We start from the raw sequence: 20959 nt of genomic DNA, 5'->3' as shown, positions 1-20959 counted from the left end.
GTCACAGTCCGAGCAGCCAGTCGCGCACGGCGGACGCCGTGCTCTCGGCCGTGCTCTCCATCATCGTGAAGTGGTCGCCGGGCACCTCGACCAGCTCGTGCGCGCCGCTCCAGACCGCGCGCCACGTGCCGTCGCCCTCCTTGCCCTCGATCGACTCCTGCGGCCGCACGAACAGCACGGGCGCGGCCAGCTCCTCGACCGGGCACTCGGTGAGCAGCTTGGAGTAGCGTCCCATGGCCGCCAGCCGCGAGCCGCTGAACTCGCCGAACTCCGATTCGCGGGCCAGCAGCGCGTCGAGCATGTGGGTGAAGAACCGCGTCGTGGTCGCGCCCGTGGTCGGGTAGGTGTCCAGCAGCGCGACACCGACCGGCCCGATGCCCCGGCGCTCCAGCAGCCCGGCCGCGGCGTGCGCGAACAGGCCGCCCGAGGAGTACCCGGCCACCGCGTACGGCCCCTGCTCCGCGATCGGCCGGATGGCCTCGGCGAAGTAGTCCACCGCGGCCGCCGCCGTGGCGGGCAGGCTCCCCTCCCGGTCGAAGCCCGGGGTCGGCAGCACCACCACGTCCAGCTCCTCGCGGAACCGGGCGGCGAGGCGGGCGTACTGCTGCGGTCCGCCCAGCGCCATCGGCGAGGCGAAGCACACCAGGGTCGGCGAGCCGGGACCCCGGCTCAGCGTGACCGCGGGCGGGATCTCCCCCGCCTCGGCCGCGGTGTCGAACGACTCCATCACGTCCGCCGCGGCGGTGATCAGGGCGAGGCCCTGGGCCGGCCGGCCGCTGCGCACGGCCTGGCGGAACAACGCGCTGATCGTGTCCGAGGCGGCCTCGGCGCGCGGCGCCGGAGCGCCCTCGGCCGGGGCGGCGGCGAGTTCGGCGCGCAGGTGCGCCGCCAGCCGCTCGGGCGTGCCGTGGTCGAACACCGCGGTGGTGGCCAACCTCAGGCCCGAGGCCCCGTTGAGGGCGTTGCGCAGCTCCACGGCGGTCAGCGAGTCCAGGCCCAGCTCCACGAACGCCCGGTCCGCCTCCACCGCCTCGGGGCCGTCGTAGCCGAGCACGCCGGCGGCCGTGGCGCGCACGAGCTGCCGCAGCGCCTCGTCCTGGCCCGCGTCGTCCAGCCCGGCCAGGCGGCGGCGCAGCGCGGCCGGGTCGTCGGCCGCGGTGGCGGTGGTGCTCACGCGGGCGGCGGGCACCAGGGCGTTGAGGATCGGCGGCACCTGGCCCGCGACCGCGCCCTTCAGGTCGAGCTTGACCGGCGCCAGCACGGCGTCGGGCAGCGCGCACGCGGCGTCGAACAGGGCCAGGCCCTCTTCCGCCGGCAGCGGTCGCACCCCGCCGCGCGCCATGCGGCCCCGGCCGCTCTCGCCGAGCCCGCTGGTCATCGCGCTGTCCTCGGCCCACAGGCCCCAGGCCAGCGACTGCGCGGGCAGGCCGTTGGCCCGCCGGTGCACCGCCAGCGCGTCGAGGAACGCGTTGGCCGCCGCGTAGTTCGCCTGCCCCGCGCCGCCCATCAGGCCGGCGGCGGAGGAGAACACCACGAACGCGGTCAGGTCGGCGTTCGACCCCGAGGTCAGCTCGTGCAGGTTGAGCACCGCGTCGACCTTGGGCCGCAGCACGGCGTCCACCCGCTCGGGCGTCAACGAGGCCAGCACGCCGTCGTCGAGGACGCCCGCCGTGTGGACGACCGCGGTCACCGGGTGCTCGGCCAGCAGCGCGGCCAGCGCGTCCCGGTCGGCGACGTCGCACGCCGCCAGTTCGACCCGCGCGCCCAGCCCGGTCAGCTCGGCCACCAGCTCGGCGCCGCCGCCGGCCGCCGCGCCGCGCCTGCTGACCAGCAGCAGGTCGCGCACGCCGTGCCCGGTCACCAGGTGCCGGGCCACCAGCCCGCCGAGCGTGCCCGTCGCGCCGGTGACCAGCACGCGGCCCTCGGGGCCGAACGCGCTGCCGGGCTCCTCGCCGGCCTCGGCGACCCGGGTCAGCCGCGCCGCGCGCACCTGCCCGCCGCGCACCACGACCTGCGGCTCGCCGCCCGCGACGACCGCCGCGAGCGCCTGCGCCGACTCGTCGTGCCCGTCCAGGTCCACCAGCACGACCCGGTCCGGGTTCTCCGACTGCGCGGACCGCGCCAGGCCCCACACCGCCGCCGAGGCCGGGTCGTCGCCGTCCTGCGCGCCGCGCGTCAGCACGACCAGCTTGGTCGCGCCGTAGCGCTCCTCCGCCAGCCACGCCTGGAGCGTCGCCAGGGCGCGGTGCGCGACCGAGCGCACGGTCGCCGCGTCGAGCGAGCCGGTCGGCGCGAACTGCGCCAGCACCACCTCGGGCGCGCCGTCCACCAGGGTCTCGCCGAGCGCGGCGAGGTCGGCGTGCGCCTCGACCGCGTACCCGGCGGCCTTGAGCACGGTGCCGACGCCCAGGTCGTCGTCGCCCACCAGGGCCCAGCGGCCGGTGACCGGCGCGGCGGGCGCCGGGACCGGCACCCACTCCGGCCGGAACAGCGAGTCCGCCCGCCGCGAAGGCTGCCCGGCGAAGGGCCGCAGGACCAGCGAGCGCACCGTGGCCACCGGGCGGCCGGTCGGGTCGGCGAGGTCGAGCGACGCCTCGTCCCGACCGCCGCGGGTGATCCGCACGCGCAGACCGGGCGCGCCGGCGGCGTGCAGGGTGACCCCGTGCCAGCCGAACGGCACCGCGGGCGGCTCGTCCGCGCCCCGGTCCAGGCCGATGGCCTGCACGGCGGCGTCCAGCGCGGCCGGGTGCACCCCGAACCGGCGGGCGTCGGCCGCCGCGTCCTCGGGCAGCGTGATCTCGGCGAACAGCTCGCCGTCGCGCTGCCAGGCCCGGCGCACGCCCTGGAACACCGGCCCGTAGTTCAGGCCCGCGTCCGCCATCTGCTCGTACAGGTCGTCGAACAGCAGCTCCGACGCGCCCGCCGGCGGCCACTCGACCAGCTCGACACCCGTGCCGCCGTCGCCCGGGACCAGGACGCCCGCGGCGTGCTTGGTCCACGGCGCGTCGGCGTCGGCGTCCTGCTCGCGGCCGTAGACGGCCACCGCGCGGGCCCCGTCGCCGTCCGGCGCGGACACCGAGACCTGCACGCTCACCCCGTCGTCCTCGGGCAGCAGCAGCGGCGTGTGGATGGTCAGCTCCTCCAGCGCGCCGCACCCGGCGCGCGCGCCCGCCTGGAGCGCCAGCTCCACCAGGCCGGTGCCGGGGAACACCACCACGCCGCCCAGGTCGTGGTCGACCAGCCACGGGTGGGTGTGCCGGGAGAGGAGGCCGGTGACGATCAGGCCGTCGGTGTCGGGCAGCGTGGTGGTGGCGACGAGCAGCGGGTGCTCGGCCGCGCGCAGGCCCGTCGAGGCCACGTCGCCCGCCTCGGTGGAACCGTCCATCCAGTACCTGCGCCGCTGGAACGCGTAGGTCGGCAGCTCGACCCGCCGCCCGCCGCGCCCGGCGAAGAACGCCGACCAGTCCACGGTCGCGCCGGCCACGTGCAGCCCCGCCACCGCGAGCACGGCGGTCGTCGCCTCCTCGCGGCCCTTGCGCTGGGCGGCCACGAACGTGCCGTCCACCTGGGCCATGCCGGTGAGCACGCCGTCCGGGCCGACCTCCAGGAACCGGACGGCGCCGCGCCCGGCCAGGTCGCTCACGGCGTCGTGGAACCGCACGGCCTGCCGGACGTGCCGGACCCAGTAGTCGGCGGTCACCAGGTCCTCGCCCTCGGCCAGGACACCGGTCAGCGTCGACACCACCGGCGTCGCGGGCACCCGGTAGGCGATCCGCGCGGCGACCGCGCGGAACTCCTCCAGCATCGGCTCCATCAGCGGCGAGTGGAACGCGTGCGACACCGCGAGCCGCTTCATGCGACGGCCCTCCAGCTTGGCCGCCACCTCCTCCACGGCGTCCGCCGCACCGGAGACGACCACGGCCGTGGGGCCGTTGACCGCCGCCAGACCGACCCGCTCGTCCAGGAGTGGAACGATTTCCTCTTCGGTCGCCTCGATCGCGAGCATCGCGCCACCGGTCGGCAGCGCCTGCATCAACCGACCACGAGCCGCCACCAACTTGCAGGCGTCCTCCAACGAGAACACCCCCGCCACGTGCGCGGCAGCGATCTCACCGATCGAGTGACCAGCCAAGAAGTCCGGCTTCACGCCCCAGGACTCCAGCAAGCGGAACAGCGATACCTCAAAGGCGAACAACGCGGGCTGGCTGAACCCCGTCTGGTTCAACAACTCCTGATCATCGCCGAAAACGATGTCCTTCAACGATCGACCCAGCTCAACATCCATCAGAGCGCAGACCCGGTCGAACGACGCACCGAACACCGGGTGCGCCGTCGCCAGGTCGCGGCCCATGCCGATCCGCTGCGAACCCTGACCGGTGAACAGGAACGCGAGCTTGCCCGGCGCCACCCGGCCCTTGACCACGCCGGTCGCGCCGGCGACGTCGTCGGCGAGGGCGCGCAGCCCGGCCACCAGCTCCGCCCGGTCCCGGCCGACCACGGCCGCCCGGTGCTCCAGGGCGGACCGGTGGAGCGCGGCGGACCACGCCACGTCCACCACGTCGTGCGCGCCGTCGAGCAGGAAGGACGCCAGTCGGTCGGCCTGCGCCCGCAGCCCTTCGGCGGACCGCGCGGACACCGCCAGGGCGACCGGCTCGTCCGACTCGCGCCCCGCCACGGCCGGCGCCGCGGGCGCCTGCTCGATGATCGTGTGGGCGTTGGTGCCGCTGATGCCGAACGACGACACGCCGGCCCGGCGCGGACGGCCCCGCTCGGGCCACGGCACCGACTCCGTCAGCAGGGAGACGTTGCCCTCGGACCAGTCGACGTGCCGCGACGGCTCACCGACGTGCAGGGTCTTGGGGATGACCCCGTGCCGCATGGACATGACCATCTTGATGATCCCGGCGACACCGGCGGCGGCCTGCGTGTGACCCATGTTCGACTTGATCGACCCGAGCCACAGCGGCGTCTCGCGGTCCTGGCCGTAGGTGGCCAGCAGCGCCTGCGCCTCGATCGGGTCACCCAACGTCGTGCCCGTGCCGTGCGCCTCCACCGCGTCCACCTCGGACGGGGCCAGACCCGCGTTCGCCAACGCCTGCCGGATCACCCGCTGCTGCGACGGACCGTTCGGCGCCGTCAAACCGTTCGACGCACCGTCCTGGTTCACCGCCGAGCCGCGCACGACCGCGAGCACCTCGTGGCCGTTGCGGCGCGCGTCGGACAGCCGCTCCAGCACCAGCACACCGACGCCCTCGCCCCAGCCGGTGCCGTTCGCGCCGTCGGAGAACGACTTGCACCGACCGTCCTCGGACAGGCCGCCCTGGCGGCTGAACTCGATGAACGTCTCGGGCGTCGCCATGACCGTGACGCCGCCGACCAGCGCGAGACCGCACTCGCCGGACCTCAGGGCCTGCGCCGCCAGGTGCAGCGCCACCAGGGACGACGAGCACGCCGTGTCCACGGTGACCGCCGGGCCCTCCAGGCCGAACGTGTAGGCCACGCGGCCGGACACCACGCTGCCCGCGTTGTGGCTGGTGATGTAGTCGTGGTACATCGTGCCGGCGAAGACGCCGGTCTGGCTGCCCCGCAGCGACGCCGGGTCGATGCCCGCCCGCTCGAAGGCCTCCCACGAGGTCTCCAGCAGCACGCGCTGCTGCGGGTCGAGCAGCACCGCCTCGCGCGGCGAGATGCCGAAGAACTCGGCGTCGAACTCGGCGGCGTCGTGCAGGAAGCCGCCCTGGTCGACGTAGGTCGTGTCGGGACGGGTGCGGGTGGGGTCGTAGAGCCGGCGCACGTCCCAGCCGCGGTCGACCGGGAACCCGCCGATCGCGTCGCCGCCCTCGGCCACCAGCCGCCACAGGTCCTCCGGCGACCGCACCCCGCCGGGGTAGCGGCACGCCATGCCGACGATGACCACGGGGTCGTCGTCCACGGCCTTGGCCTTCGCCACCACGACGTCGCCCCGGGAACCGGTCAGCTCGCGGTGCACGTGCTCGGCGAGCGCGGCCGGCGTCGGGTGGTCGAACACCAGGGTCGCGGGCAGCCGCAGCCCGACCGCGGCGGACAGGGCGTTGCGGAACTCGACCGCGGTCAGCGAGTCGAAGCCCAGGTCCTGGAAGGCCCGGTTCGGGTCGACCGCGGCGGCCGTGGCGTGGCCGAGGACCGCGGCGATGTTCCCGGTCACCAGGTCCAGCACCGCTTCGCGGGCCTCGGCGTCGGGCAGGGCGGCCAACCGGTCGCCCAGGCCGCCCGCGGTCGGCGCCTTCGCCGCGGTGCGGCGGACCGGGCCGGCCAGCCCGCGCAGCAGCGGGGACAGGGCGTCGCCCTGCTCGCGCAGGCCCGCCGGGTCGAGCTTGGCGGGCACGACCAGCGCCTCGCCCGCGGCGAGCGCCGCGTCGAACAGCGCGAGGCCGTCCTTCTCGGTCAGCGGCAGCACGCCGCCGCGGGAGAGCCGGGCCAGGTCGTCGGCGTCGAGCGTGCCGGTCATCGCGCTGTCGTCCAGGCCCCACAGGCCCCACGCCATCGAGGTGGCGTGCAGGCCGGCGGCCCTGCGGTGCGCGGCGAGCGCGTCGAGGTAGGCGTTGGCGGCGGCGTAGTTGCCCTGGCCCGGCGCGCCCAGCACGCCCGACAGGGAGGAGAACACCACGAACGCCGACAGGTCCGAGGTCAACCGGTGCAGGTTCCAGGCCGCGTCGACCTTGGGCCGCAGCACCGCGTCCACCCGCTCGGGGGTGAGGGCGGTGACCACGCCGTCGTCCAGCACACCGGCCACGTGCACCACCGCGGACACGTCCACCCCGGCCAGCACCGGGGCCAGCGCGTCGCGGTCGGCCGCGTCGCAGGCGACCAGCGACACCGTCGCGCCCAACGACTCCAGCTCCGCGACCAGCTCCGGACCGCCCTCGGCGGCCAGGCCGCGCCGGCTCAGCAGCAGCAGGTCGCGCACGCCGCGCTCGACCACCAGGTGCCGGGTGACGACCCGGCCCAGCGCGCCGGTCGCACCGGTCACCACGACGGTGCCGTCGCCGAAGCCGGGTTCGGTGTCGTCGGGCACCGCGGCCCGGACCAGGCGGGCGGAATGCGCGACACCGCCGCGGAAGGCCAGCTGCGGCTCGCCGGAGGCCAGCGCGACCGGCAGCGCCGCGTCCAGCGCGGTGCCCTCGTCCAGGTCGACCAGCAGGAACAGGTCCGGGTTCTCGGCCTGCGCGGACCGCACCAGGCCCCACACCGCCGCACCGACCAGGTCGCGCACGCCCTCGTCGCCGACGGGCACCGCGCCGCGGGTCACCACGACCAGGTGCGAGGCGGCGAAGCGGTCCTCGGCCAGCCAGGTCTGGAGCACGGCCAGCACCCGGTGCGCCTCGCCGTGCACCGCGGCCGGCTCCGCGCCGGCCTCCACGGGCAGCACGACGACCGCGGGCACGACGTCGTTCACGGTGTCCCACTCGACCCAGGTGACCGGGTCGGCCACGGGCAGGTCGAGCGGGGACCAGTCCACCCGGTACAGCGGGTCGCGGCGCACCGCCGCCCGCTGCCCCGTGCCGACCGGGCGCAGGACCAGGGAGCCCGCGGTCAGCACCGGCGTGCCCGCCGGGTCCGCGATGTCGAGCCGCACGCCCGAACCGGCGGGCGCGATCCGCACCCGGACCGCCGAAGCGCCCGTGGCGTGCACGGCGACACCGCCCCAGGCGAAGGGCAGCGCGGCGTCCCGGCCGGCGTCGCCGGCCAGCGCGATGGCGTGCAGGGCGGCGTCGAACAGCGCCGGGTGCACCTCGAACCCGTCGACCTCGACGTGCTCGGGCAGCGCGACCTCGGCGAACACCTCGTCACCGCGCTGCCAGGCCGCCTGGAGGCCCTGGAACACCGGGCCGTAGCCCAGGCCGGCGGCGGCGAAGCCCTCGTAGACGCCGTCGAGCGCGATCGGCTCGGCCCCGGCGGGCGGCCACTCGGTCAGGGCCTGGCCCTCGACCGGCCCGGCCGCCAGCACGCCGGTGGCGTGACCGGTCCACGGCTCGCCGCCCGCCGCGTCCTCGCGGGAGTGCACGGCCACCGCCCGGCGACCGCTCGCGTCCGGCGCGGCCACGGTCACCTGGACCTGGACCGCGCCCTGCTCGGGCAGCACCAGCGGCGCGGACAGCGTCAGCTCCTCCACGACGCCGCAGCCGACCCCGGCGCCCGCGCGGGCGGCCAGCTCGACGAAGCCCGTGCCGGGGAACAGCACCACGTCGCCGATGCGGTGGTCCGCCAGCCACGGGTGCGTGCGCAGCGCCAGCCGGCCGGTGAACACCACGCCCTCGGAGTCCGCGAGCGTCATGGCCGCGCCCAGCAGCGGGTGGTCGGTGGCGTCCATGCCCGCGCCGACGGGCTCGCCGACCACGGCCGGGTCGTCCATCCAGAAGCGCTCGTGCTGGAACGCGTAGGTCGGCAGCTCGACCCGCCGCCCGCCGCGCCCGGCGAGGAACGCCGTCCAGTCAATCGACACACCCGACGCGAACGCCTGGCCGACGGCCGCCGTCAGCGCGACGACCTCGGCGCGGTCGCGCCGCTGCGCGGCCACCAGCACCGCCGAGTCGACCGAGTCCTGCGCCATGCCGGTCAGCACGCCGTCCGGGCCGACCTCGACGAACCGGGTCACCCCTCGGCGGGCCAGGTCGCTCACGGCGTCGGCGAACCGCACCGCCTGCCGCACGTGACGCACCCAGTAGTCCGCCGAAACAAGATCATCTTCTCCGGCGAGGGCCCCGGTCAGCGTGGACACGATGGCGTACTCGGCCGGGTGGAACGTCATACCTTCCGCCACCGCGCGGAACTCCTCCAGCATCGGCTCCATCAGCGGCGAGTGGAACGCGTGCGAGACGGCGAGCCGCTTCATGCGACGGCCCTCCAGCTTGGCCGCCACCTCCTCGATCGCGTCCGCCGCGCCCGAGAGGACCACGGACGTCGGACCGTTCACCGCCGCGAGACCAACCCGCTCGTCCAGCAGCGCAACGATTTCCTCTTCGGTCGCCTGCACCGCCAGCATCGCCCCACCAGCAGGCAGGGCCTGCATCAACCGACCACGAGCCGCCACCAACTTGCAGGCGTCTTCGAGCGAGAACACCCCGGCCACGTGCGCGGCAGCGATCTCACCGATCGAGTGACCCGCCAGGAAGTCGGGCCTGACACCCCAGGACTCCAGCAAGCGGAACAGCGATACCTCGAACGCGAACAGAGCGGGCTGGCTGAACGCCGTCTGGTTCAACAACTCCTGATCATCGCCGAAAACGATGTCCTTCAACGATCGACCCAGCTCAACATCCATCAGAGCGCAGACCCGGTCGAACGACGCACCGAACACCGGGAAGGCCGCCGACAGCTCCCGGCCCATGCCGACCCGCTGCGAACCCTGACCCGTGAACAGGAACGCGAGCTTGCCGTGCCCGGCCACCCCGCGCGCCACGGACGGCGAGGCGGTGTCGGCGGCCAGTGCCCGCAGCCCGGCCAGCAGGCCGTCGCGGTCGTCGCCGACCACCACGGCGCGGTGCTCCAGCGCGGTGCGCTGGGTGGCCAGCGACCAGGCCAGGTCGGTCGGGTCGACACCGTTCTCCACCAGCGGGAGCAGCTTCGCCGCCTGGGCGGGCAGCGCGTTCTCGGTGCGGGCGGACAGCACCCACGGCGCGGTGGCGGTCACGGTGACCGGCTCGACGCGCTCGACGTGCTCGGGCGCCTGCTCCAGCACCACGTGCGAGTTGGTGCCGCTGATGCCGAACGACGACACGCCGGCCCGGCGCGGGCGGGCGACCTCCGGCCACGGCACGGCCTCGGTCAGCAGCTCGACGTTGCCCGCGTCCCAGTCCACGTGCGAGGAGGGCTGGTCGACGTGCAGGGTCTTGGGCACGACGCCGTGCCGCATCGCCAGCACCATCTTGATCACGCCGGCGACACCGGCGGCGGCCTGCGTGTGGCCGAGGTTGGACTTCACCGAGCCCAGCCACAGGGGCTCGTCGCGGTCCTGGCCGTAGGTGGCCAGCAGCGCCTGCGCCTCGATCGGGTCACCCAACGTCGTGCCCGTGCCGTGCGCCTCCACCGCGTCCACCTCGGACGGGGCCAGACCCGCGTTCGCCAACGCCTGCCGGATCACCCGCTGCTGCGACGGACCGTTCGGCGCCGTCAAACCGTTCGACGCACCGTCCTGGTTCACCGCCGAACCCTTGACCAGGGCCAGCACCGGGTGCCCGTTGCGGCGCGCGTCCGACAGGCGCTCCAGCACCAGCACGCCGACGCCCTCGGACCAGCCGGTGCCGTCGGCGGCGTCCGCGAACGGCTTGCACCGGCCGTCCGCGGCCAGGCCGCGCTGGCGGGAGAACTCGACGAACGTCTCCGGCGTGGCCATCACGGTCACGCCGCCCGCGAGGGCCAGCGAGCACTCGCCCGACCGCAGCGCCTGCGCCGCCAGGTGGATCGCCACCAGCGACGACGAGCACGCGGTGTCCACCGACACCGCCGGGCCCTCGAAGCCGAACGTGTAGGACACGCGGCCGGACACCACGCCGCCGGAGCTGTGGCCGGTCACGTAGTCGTGGTACATCACGCCCGCGAACACGCCGGTCGGGCTGCCCTTCAGGGCGCCGGGGTCGATGCCGCCGCGCTCGAAGGCCTCCCAGGACGCCTCCAGCAGCAGCCGCTGCTGCGGGTCCATGATCACGGCCTCGCGCGGGCTGATGCCGAAGAAGCCGGGGTCGAACAGCGCGGCGTCGTCCAGGAAGCCGCCCTCGGCCACGTAGGTGGTGTCGGGCCGCACGGACTCGGGGTCGTGCAGCTTGGCGACGTTCCAGCCGCGGTCGACCGGGAACGCGCCGATGGCGTCGCGGCCCTCGGTCAGCAGCTGCCACAGGTCCTCCGGCGACCGCACCCCGCCGGGGTAGCGGCACGCCATGGCCACGATCGCGATCGGGTCGTCGTCGGCGCGCTTGGTCGCGACGACCGCCTTGGCGGTGGCGGCCGACCCGGACAGCTCGGTCAGCAGGTGCTCGACCAGCACCAGCGGGGTCGGGTAGTCGAACACCAGCGTGGCGGGCAGCCGCAGGCCGGTCGCGGCGTTGAGGCCGTTGCGCAGCTCCACGGCGGTCAGCGAGTCGAACCCGAGGTCCTGGAACGCCCGCGCGGGGTCGACGTCGTCGGGCGAGCCGTGCCCGAGGACGGCCGCGACCCTGGCGCGCACCAGGGTCAGCACCTCGGTGTGCCGCTCCTCCTCGGACAGCCCGGCCAGCCGGCCCGCCAGCTCGGAGGTGTCGGCGGCGACGGCGTTCGCGGCGGCGGCGCGCCTGGCGGGGCGGCGGACCAGGCCGTCGAACGCGAGGGGGGCGTTGTCGCCCAGCGCCCGCAGCGCGCGCAGGTCCAGCCGGGCCGCGACCACGGCCGCCGCGTCGGCGGACACGGCCGCGTCGAACAGCGCCACGCCCTCCTCCGCGGTCAGCGGCAGCACGCCGTTGCGGGACATGCGGGCCTTGTCGCCGGCGTCGAGCGCGCCGGTCATGGCGCTTTCGAGGTCCCACAGGCCCCAGGCGATCGAGGTCGCGGGCAGCCCGTCTGCGCGGCGGCGGGCGGCGAGCGCGTCGAGGTAGGCGTTGGCGGCGGCGTAGTTGCCCTGGCCCGGCGCGCCCAGCACACCGGACATCGAGGAGAACACCACGAACGCGGACAGGTCGGAGGTCAGCTCGTGCAGGTTCCAGGCCGCGTCGACCTTGGGCCGCAGCACCGCGTCCACGCGGGCCGGGTCCAGCGCGGTGACCACGCCGTCGTCGACCACGCCGGCCACGTGCACCACCGCGGACACGTCGACACCGGTCAGCACCCCGGCGAGCGAGTGGCGGTCGGCCGCGTCGCAGGCCACCAGGGAGACCCGCGCGCCGCCGGCCTCCAGCTCCGCGACCAGCTCCGGGCCGCCCTCGGCGGCCAGGCCGCGCCGGCTGAGCAGCAGCAGGTCGCGCACGCCGCGCTCGGCCACCAGGTGGCGGGACACGATGCGGCCGATGGTGCCGGTCGCGCCGGTCACCACGACCGTGCCGCCGCCGAAGCCGGCCTGCTCCGCGCCGTCGGCCGCGGTGGTCAGGCGGGCGGCGGTCACCGAGTCGCCGCGGAAGGCGAGCTGGGGCTCGCCGGAGGCCAGCGCGACCGGCAGCGCCCGCGCCAGGTCGGCGCCCTCGATGTCCAGCAGGGTGACCAGGTCCGGGTTCTCGGCCTGCGCGGAGCGCACCAGGCCCCACACGGCCGCGCCGGCCAGGTCGGTGACGTCGTCGCCGACCGCTCCCCCGGTCACCACGACCAGGCGCGAGGCGGCGAACCGCGACTCGGTCAGCCACGCCTGGAGCACGCCCAGCACGCGGTGCACCTGGGTGCGCACCGACTCGGGGTCCTCGCCGCCCTCCACGGGCAGCACCACGACCGCGGGCACGTCACCGTCGCCCAGGGCGTCCCATGCCGTCCAGGACACCTCGGGCAGGTCGAGCGAGGCGGTGTCGACGGGCTTCCAGCCCAGCACGCGCAGCGGGCTGCGGCCGGCGGCGGCCGGGCGCTGGTCGGCGGTCGGCCGCAGCACCAGCGACTCGACCGCGGCCACCGGCGCGCCGGTCGGGTCGGCCACCTCGACGGCCACCCCGCCGCCGCCCGCCGGGGACAGCCGGACGCGCAGCGCGGCGGCGCCCGTGGCGTGCACGGCCACCCCGGTCCAGGAGAACGGCAGGCCGCGGTGCTCGTCCAGGCCGCTCAGGCCCAGCGCGTGCAGCGCGGAGTCCAGCGCGGCCGGGTGCAGGCCGAAGCGCTCGGCGTCGGCCTCGTCGGGCAGCGCCACCTCGGCGAACAGCTCGTCGCCCCGCCGCCACGCGGCGCGCAGGCCGCGGAACGCGGGACCGTAGTCCAGGCCGCCTTCGGCGAGCCGGTCGTACAGGCCGTCCAGCGCCACGGGCTCGGCGTCCGCGGGCGGCCACTGGGCCAGGTCGAAGCCGGGCCGCGGGCGGCCCGCGGCGAGCCGGCCGGTGGCGTGCGTGGTCCACGGCGCGTCGGCGCCGCCGTCCTCGTCGCGGGAGTACACCTCGAACGGCCGCACGCCGCTCGCGTCGGGCGTGCCGACCACGATCTGGAGCTGCACCGCGCCCTGCTCGGGCAGCACCAGCGGGGTGGCGAGGGTCAGCTCGTCCACCACGCCGCAGCCGACGTCCTCGCCCACGCGGGCGGCCAGCTCGACGAAACCGGTGCCGGGGAAGAACACCGAGCCGCCCACGCGGTGGTCGCCCAGCCACGGGTGCGACCGCAGCGACAGCCGGCCGGTGAACACCACGCCGTCGGAGTTGGCCAGCGTCATGGCCGCGCCCAGCAGCGGGTGGTCGGTGGCGTCGAGGCCGGCCGAGGTCACGTCGCCCGCGGACGAGGAGGACTCGATCCAGAACCGCTCGCGCTGGAACGCGTAGGTCGGCAGCTCCACGCGGCGCGCGGCGCGGCCGGCGAACACCGCGGCCCAGTCGATCGCTTCACCGGCGACGTACGCCTGCGCCAGCGCGGTGACCAGCGCGGCCACCTCGTCGCGGTCGCGGCGCTGGGTGGCCACGAGCACCGCGGACTCCACCGAGTCCTGCGCCATGCCGGTCAGCACGCCGTCCGGGCCGACCTCGACGAACCGCGAGACGCCCTGGGCGGCCAGGAACACCGCGCCGTCGTGGAACCGCACGGCCTGCCGGACGTGCCGCACCCAGTAGTCGGCGGTGACCAGGTCGTCGCCGGTCGCGAGCACGCCGGTCACGGTCGACACGACCGCCAGGGCGGGCTGGTGGAACGTCATACCGGAGACGACCGCCCGGAACTCCGCGAGCATCGGCTCCATCAACGGCGAGTGGAACGCGTGCGAGACGGCGAGCCGCTTCATGCGACGGCCCTCCAGCTTGGCCGCCACCTCCTCGATCGCGTCCGCCGCACCCGAGAGGACCACGGACGTGGGGCCGTTCACCGCCGCCACGCCGACCCGGTCATCCAGCAGTGGAACGATTTCCTCTTCGGTCGCCTGCACCGCGAGCATCGCGCCACCAGCAGGCAGGGCCTGCATCAACCGACCACGAGCCGCCACCAACTTGCAGGCGTCTTCGAGCGAGAACACCCCGGCCACGTGCGCGGCAGCGATCTCACCGATCGAGTGACCCGCCAAGAAGTCCGGCTTCACGCCCCAGGACTCCAACAACCGGTAAAGCGATACCTCAAAGGCGAACAGAGCAGGCTGGCTGAACGCTGTCTGGTTCAACAACTCCTGGTCGTCACCGAAAACGATGTCCTTCAACGATCGACCCAGCTCAACGTCCATCAGAGCGCAAATCCGGTCGAACGTTTCACCGAACACCGGGAACCCGGCGTGCAGGCGGCGGCCCATGCCGACCCGCTGCGAACCCTGGCCGGTGAACAGGAAAGCCGACCGACCACCGCCTGCCACGCCGCGCACCACGGCCGCCCCGTGCTCGCGCAGCTGCGCGAGCCCGTCGGCGGTGTCGGTGGCCAGCACCACGGCCCGGTGCTCCATCGGGGCGCGCGTGGTCGCCAGCGCGGCGGCCACGTCCACCGCCGACGCCCCGCCGTCCAGCGCCTCGGCGAGCCGCTCCTCCTGGGCCGCGAGGCCGGCGGCGGTGCGGCCGGAGACCAGCCACGGCACGGGCGCGCCCTCGGGCCAGCCCGCGCCCTCGGCGGGCGCGGTGTCGGGCTCCGCCTGCTCCAGGATGATGTGGCCGTTGGTGCCGCTCACGCCGAACGCCGAGACCGCCGCGCGCCGGGGCCGGTCGACCTCCGGCCACGGGCGCGTCCCGGTCAGCAGCTCGATGTGCCCGGACGACCAGTCCACGTGCGTGGACGGCGTGCCCACGTGCAGGGACTGGGGCAGCACGCCGTGCCGGATCGCCATGACGGCCTTGATCACGCCGCTGACCGCCGCCGACGCCTGCGCGTGGCCGATGTTGGACTTGATCGACCCCAGCCACAGCGGGCGGTCGGCCGAGCGCTCGCGGCCGTAGGTGGCCAGCAGCGCCTGCGCCTCGATCGGGTCACCCAACGTGGTGCCCGTGCCGTGCGCCTCGACCAGGTCCACCTCGGTGGACGACAGGCCCGCGTTGGCCAGCGCCTGGAGGATCACCCGCTGCTGCGAGGGGCCGTTGGGCGCGGTCAGGCCGTTGGACGCGCCGTCCTGGTTGAGGGCGGAGCCGCGCACCACGGCCAGCACCTCGTGGCCGTTGCGGCGGGCGTCGGACAGCCGCTCCAGCAGGATCATGCCGACGCCCTCGCCCCAGCCGGTGCCGTCGGCGTCCTCGGAGAACGGCTTGCACCGGCCGTCCGGGGCCAGGCCGCGCTGGCGGGAGAAGGCGACGAACGCGCCCGGCGTGGACATGACCGTCACGCCGCCCGCGAGCGCCAGCGAGCACTCGCGCTGGCGCAGCGCCTGGGCGGCGAGGTGGATCGCCACCAGCGCCGACGAGCACGCGGTGTTGATCGTGAGCGAGGGGCCCTCCAGGCCGAGGGCGTAGGACACCCGGCCGGAGATCACCGCCGAGGTGCTGCCGGTGCTCATGTAGGCCTCGACGGCCTCGGGCAGGTCGGTCAGCCGGTCCCAGTAGTCCTGGCCGCCGCAGCCGACGTAGACGCCGACGGGCTTGCCGCGCAGCGCGTCCGGGTTGATGCCGGCGCGCTCCACGGTCTCGTAGGCCGTCTCCAGCACGATCCGCTGCTGCGGGTCCATGGCCAGCGCCTCGCGCGGGCTGATGCCGAAGAACCCGGCGTCGAAGTCGGCCACGTCGTGGACGAAGCCGCCCTGGTGCACGTAGCTCGACCCGGCGCGGTCCGGGTCGGCGTCGAACAGCGCGGAGGTGTCCCAGCCGCGGTCGGTCGGGAAGTCGCCGATCGCGTCACCGCCCTCCGCGACCAGCCGCCACAGGTCCTCCGGCGACCGCACCCCGCCCGGGTAGCGGCACGCCATCGCGACGATCGCGATCGGCTCCTGCTCGTCGGACTCGGCCTCCCGCAGGCGCTGCCGCGTCTGGTGGAGGTCGGCCGTCACCTTCTTGAGGTAGTCGAGGAGCTTCTCTTCGTTCGCCATCGTTGTGCCTCACCAAGTCTGCTGTACCGGAGGGGAGTGACGCCCAGGGGACCCAGGCTGGGTGAAACTCAGGCCATGCCGAGTTCGCGGTCGATGAAGTCGAAGACGTCGTCCGCGGACGCGCTCTCGAGCCGGTCGGCCACCTCGGCGGGCGCGTCGCCCGCCACGGTCTGGTTGAGCCGGCTCAACAGGTTCTGGAGCCGGGTGGTGATGTGCCCGGCCTCGATCTCCGCCGGCCCGAGGTTCGCCGCGGCGATCTCCAGGCGGTCGAGCTCGGCCAGCGCGGAGCCGACGGGCGCCTCGCCCTCGCTGACCAGCTCGGTGTGCAGGAGGGTGACCAGGGCGCCCGGCGTCGGGTGGTCGAACACCAGGGTGGCGGGCAGCCGCACGCCGGTCGCGCCGGTCAGCGCGTTGCGCAGCTCGACCGCGGTGACGGAGTCGAAGCCCAGGTCCTTGAACGCCCGGTTGGGCTCCACGGCGTCCGCGCCGGCGTAGCCGAGCACCGAGGCCACGTGCGTCCGCACGATGTCGAGCAGCAACGCGCGGCGCTCGCCGTCGGGCAGGCCCGCGAGCTTCGCGGCGAGGTCGCCGTCCTGCTCGGCGGTGTCGTCCTCGGCGGGTTCCAGCGCCGCCCGCGCCTCCGGCACGGTGTCGATCAGCGGGCGGGGCCGGGACAGCGCGTAGGTGGGCGCGAACCGCGCCCAGTCCAGGTCGGCGACGACCACGTGGCCCTCGCCGCGGTCCAGCACGCCCTGGAGCGCGGAGACCGCGAGCCTCGGCTCCATGACGCCGACGCCGAGCCGGGCCAGGTGCTCACCCGCCTCGCCGCCCGCCATGCCGCCGCCGCCCCACGAGCCCCACGCCACCGAGGTGCCCGCCAGGCCGCGGGCCCGGCGGCCGCGCACGACGCCGTCGACCACGGCGTTGGCCGCCGCGTAGCCGGTCTGACCGCCCGAGCCCCACACCGCCGCGCCGGAGGAGAACACCACGAACGCGTCCAGCTCGCGGCCCGCCAGCAGCTCGTCCAGGTGCAGCGCGCCGGCGACCTTGGCGTGCCCGATCTCGGCGAAGTCCGCCACGGACACGTCGTCGAGGCCGGACTCGCGGTGCATGACGCCCGCCGCGTGGAACACCGCCGTCAGCTCCGGCAGCGACTCCACCAGCCCGCGCAGGGCCTCGCGGTCGGCCACGTCGCACGCCACGACCTCGGCCTTGCCGCCCAGCTCCGCCAGCAGCTCCGCCGCGCCGGGCGCGTCCGGGCCGCGCCGCGAGGTCAGCACGACCCGCTCCGCGCCGCCCGCCACGAGCCAGCGGGCCAGGTGCCCGCCGACGCCGCCCGTGCCGCCGGTCACCAGGACCGTGCCGCGCGGCCTCCACCGGTCCTCCGCCGGGCCCGCGGGCGCGCGGACCAGGCGCCGCGCCAGCACGCCGGCCGGCCGCAGCGCCACCTGGTCCTCGTCCCCGGAGTCCAGCACGCCGACCAGGCGCTCCACCACGAGGTCGTCCACGTCGACCGGCAGGTCCACCAGGCCGCCCCAGGAGGTCGGCCGGTCCAGGCCGAGCACCGTGCCGACGCCCCACAGCGCGCCCTGGTACGGGTCGGCGATCTCCTCGAAGTCGTCCACCGCCACGCCCGCGGAGGTGCCGAACCACAACCGCGCGGACACGCCCGCGTCGTCCAGGCCCTGCACCAGCACGACCGAGGCCGCCACGCCGCGCGACAGCGACGGGAACAGCGGGTGCGGCCGGGAGTCCAGGCCCAGCAGGGACAGCACCCCGTCCGGCGTGGTCTCCCCGACCACCGCGCGCACCCGCTCGGCCACCGCGGCGCGGTCCAGCTCCTCCACCTCGACCCGCAGCACGTCCGCGCCGCGCGCGGCGAAACCGTCCGCGATGACCGTGACGCGCTTGTCGTCGCGCAGGGACTCCGGCACCACCAGCAGCCACGAACCGGGGAACACCACCGGCACGTCCGCCTCGACCGGACGCCACTCGACGCGGTAGCGCCACGAGTCCACGGTGGAGTCCTCGCGCAGCCGCGAGCGCCACGTGGTCAGCGCGGGCAGCACCTGCCGCAGCGCGCCCTCGTCCACCGCCAGGTCGGCCGCCAGCGACTCCAGCCCGCCGTCCTCCACCGCGGCCCAGAACGCCGCGTCGGCGGGGTCGGCAGCGGCGGCGGCAGGCTCCTCGGTGAGCCAGAAGTGGCGGTGCCGGAACGCGTAGGTGGGCAGCGGCACCCGGGCGCCGCCGGGCAGCAGCACGGTGAAGTCCGGGCTGACGCCGCGCACGTGCAGCTCCGCCAGCGAGCGGGCGAACCGGGCCGGGCCGCCCTCGTCGCGGCGCAGCGTGCCGACCACCGCGGTCGGCTGCTCGCGGTCGTCCAGCGTCTCCTGGATGCTCATCGACAGCACCGGGTGCGGGCTGACCTCGACGAACGCCGCGTGCCCGCGCTCGGCGAGGGTGCGGATGGCCGGGTCGAACGCGACCGTGGTCCGCAGGTTGGTGTACCAGTAGCGGGCGTCCAGCGCGGCGTCCTCGACCCACTCGCCGGTCACCGTGGACAGCATCGGCACCTCGCCCGCGCGCGGCCCGACCGGCGCGAGGTCGGCCAGCAGCCGCTGCTCGATCGAGCCGACCTGCGCGGAGTGCGAGGCGTAGTCGACGTTCACGCGCTTGGCGCGCACGTCCAGCGCGGTCAGGGTCGCGACCAGCTCGTCGAGGGCGCCCGGCTCGCCGGAGACCACGACGGAGGAGGCGCCGTTGACCGCGGCGACCGAGATGCGCTCGCCCCACGGCTCCAGGTGCGGGCGGACCGCGTCGGCGGACAGGCCGACCGACACCATGCCGCCGTGCCCGGCCAGGTGCTCGCGGATGGCGCGGCTGCGCAGCGCCACCACGCGGGCGCCGTCGAGCAGCGACAGGTGGCCGCCCACGACGGCGGCGGCGATCTCGCCCTGCGAGTGGCCGACGACCGCGTCCGGGGTGACGCCGTGGTGCCGCCACAGCGCGGTCAGCGACACCATGACCGCCCACAGCACGGGCTGCACCACGTCCACGCGGTCCAGCGACGGCGCGCCCTCCGCGCCGCGGGCGACCGCGATCAGGTCCCAGTCGACGAACGCCGACAGCGCCTCGGCGCACTCGGCCATGCGGGCGGCGAACACCGGCGAGGCGTCCAGCAGCTCGGCGGCCATGCCCACCCACTGCGCGCCCTGGCCGGGGTAGACGAACACGGTCTTGCCCGCCACGTCGGCCACGCCCGTCACCAGCGCGCCGGAGGGCTCGCCCAGGGCCAGCGCGCCGACACCGGCGGCCAGCGCGTCCCGGTCCTCGCCCAGCACCACGGCGCGGTGCTCGAACGCCGACCGCGTGGTGGCCAGCGACCAGCCCAGGTCGCGCGCCGACAGGTCGGGGCGCCGGTCCAGGTGGTCGACCAGCCGCCCGGCCTGCGCCTTGAGCGCGTCGTCGGTGCGGCCCGACAGCACCCACGGCACCACGCCGGACCGCTCGGGCTCCCGCTCGACGGGCTCGGTGGCCTCGGTGGCGTTCTCCTCGACAGGGGCCTGCTCCAGCACGACGTGCGCGTTGGTGCCGCTGATGCCGAACGACGACACGGCGGCCCGGCGCGGACGACCGGTCTCGGGCCACTGCTGCTCCTCGGTCAGCAGCGCCACGTCGCCCCTGGTCCAGTCGACCTCGGGCGTCGGCTCGTCCACGTGCAGGGTGCGCGGCAGCACGCCGTTGCGCATCGCCAGCACCATCTTGATCACGCCCGCGACGCCGGCGGCGGCCTGCGAGTGGCCGATGTTGGACTTCAGCGAGCCCAGCCACAGCGGCCGCTCGCGGTCCTGCCCGTAGGTGGCCAGCACGGCCTGCGCCTCGATCGGGTCGCCCAGGCGGGTGCCGGTGCCGTGCGCCTCCACCACGTCCACGTCGGACGGCGCCAGGCCGGCGTCGTTCAGGGCCGCGCGGATGACGCGGCGCTGCGACGGGCCGTTGGGCGCGGTGATGCCGTTGGACGCGCCGTCCTGGTTCACCGCGCTGCCGCGGATCACGGCCAGCACCTCGTGGCCGTTGCGCAGCGCGTCGGACAGCCGCTCCAGCACGACCACGCCGGAGCCCTCGGACCAGCCCGCGCCGTCCGCGGCGGCGGCGAACGACTTGCACCGGCCGTCACCGGCCAGCGCCCGCTGCCGGGAGAACTCCAGGAACGTGGCCGGCGTGGAGATCACCGTGGCGCCGCCGGCGAGCGCGAGCGACACCTGGCCCGCGCGCAGCGCCTGGCACGCCAGGTGCAGCGCCACCAGCGACGACGAGCAGCCCGTGTCGACGGTCAGCGCCGGGCCCTCCAGGCCGAGGTGGTAGGACACCCGGCCGGACACCAGGCTGCCGGCGCCGAAGCTGTTGAAGTAGTCGTGGTAGACCACGCCCGCGTACACGGCGGTCCGGGTGCCCTTGAGCCCCACCGGGTCGATGCCCGCGTGCTCCAGGGCCTCCCACGAGGTCTCCAGCAGCACGCGCTGCTGCGGGTCCATCTCGGCGGCCTCGCGCGGCGAGATGCCGAAGAACCCGGGGTCGAACTGCGGCGCGTCGTGCAGGAAGCCGCCGCGCCGCACGTAGGTGGTGCCCGGGTGCTCCGGGTCCGGGTGGTACAGCGAGTCCACGTCCCAGCCGCGGTCGGTCGGCATGTCCGAGATCGCGTCGGCGCCGGAGCGCAGCAGCTCCCACAGGTCGTCGGGCGAGGCGACGCCGCCGGGGTAGCGGCAGCCCATGCCGACCACGGCGATGGGCTCGGCCGCCCGCTCCCGCAGCTCGCGCAGCTCCTGGCTGGTCTCGTGCAGGTCGGCCGTCACCCGGCGC

At 75.5% G+C, this 20959-nt stretch carries 2 protein-coding genes; both read right to left on the bottom strand.

Annotated features, from left to right (window positions below):
* Window position 1: 1 nt before the first annotated feature.
* Window positions 2-16099 carry an SDR family NAD(P)-dependent oxidoreductase gene (locus tag ABD223_RS27435; protein ID WP_344039432.1) on the bottom strand — a complete coding sequence of 5366 codons (16098 nt, stop codon included), beginning with the start codon at window positions 16097-16099 and terminating at the stop codon, window positions 2-4.
* A 68-nt stretch (window positions 16100-16167) separates the two neighbouring features.
* Window positions 16168-20952 (bottom strand): type I polyketide synthase, encoded by a 4785-nt coding sequence (locus ABD223_RS27430; protein ID WP_380645893.1) that lies wholly within the window; start codon window positions 20950-20952, stop codon window positions 16168-16170.
* Window positions 20953-20959: the final 7 nt, after the last annotated feature.

The sequence above is a fragment of the Saccharothrix xinjiangensis genome (genome assembly GCF_039527585.1).
Lineage (GTDB): Bacteria > Actinomycetota > Actinomycetes > Mycobacteriales > Pseudonocardiaceae > Actinosynnema > Actinosynnema xinjiangensis.
Note: the sequence above shows the minus strand (reverse complement) of the source record. Positions and strands in the feature narration are given on the sequence as shown.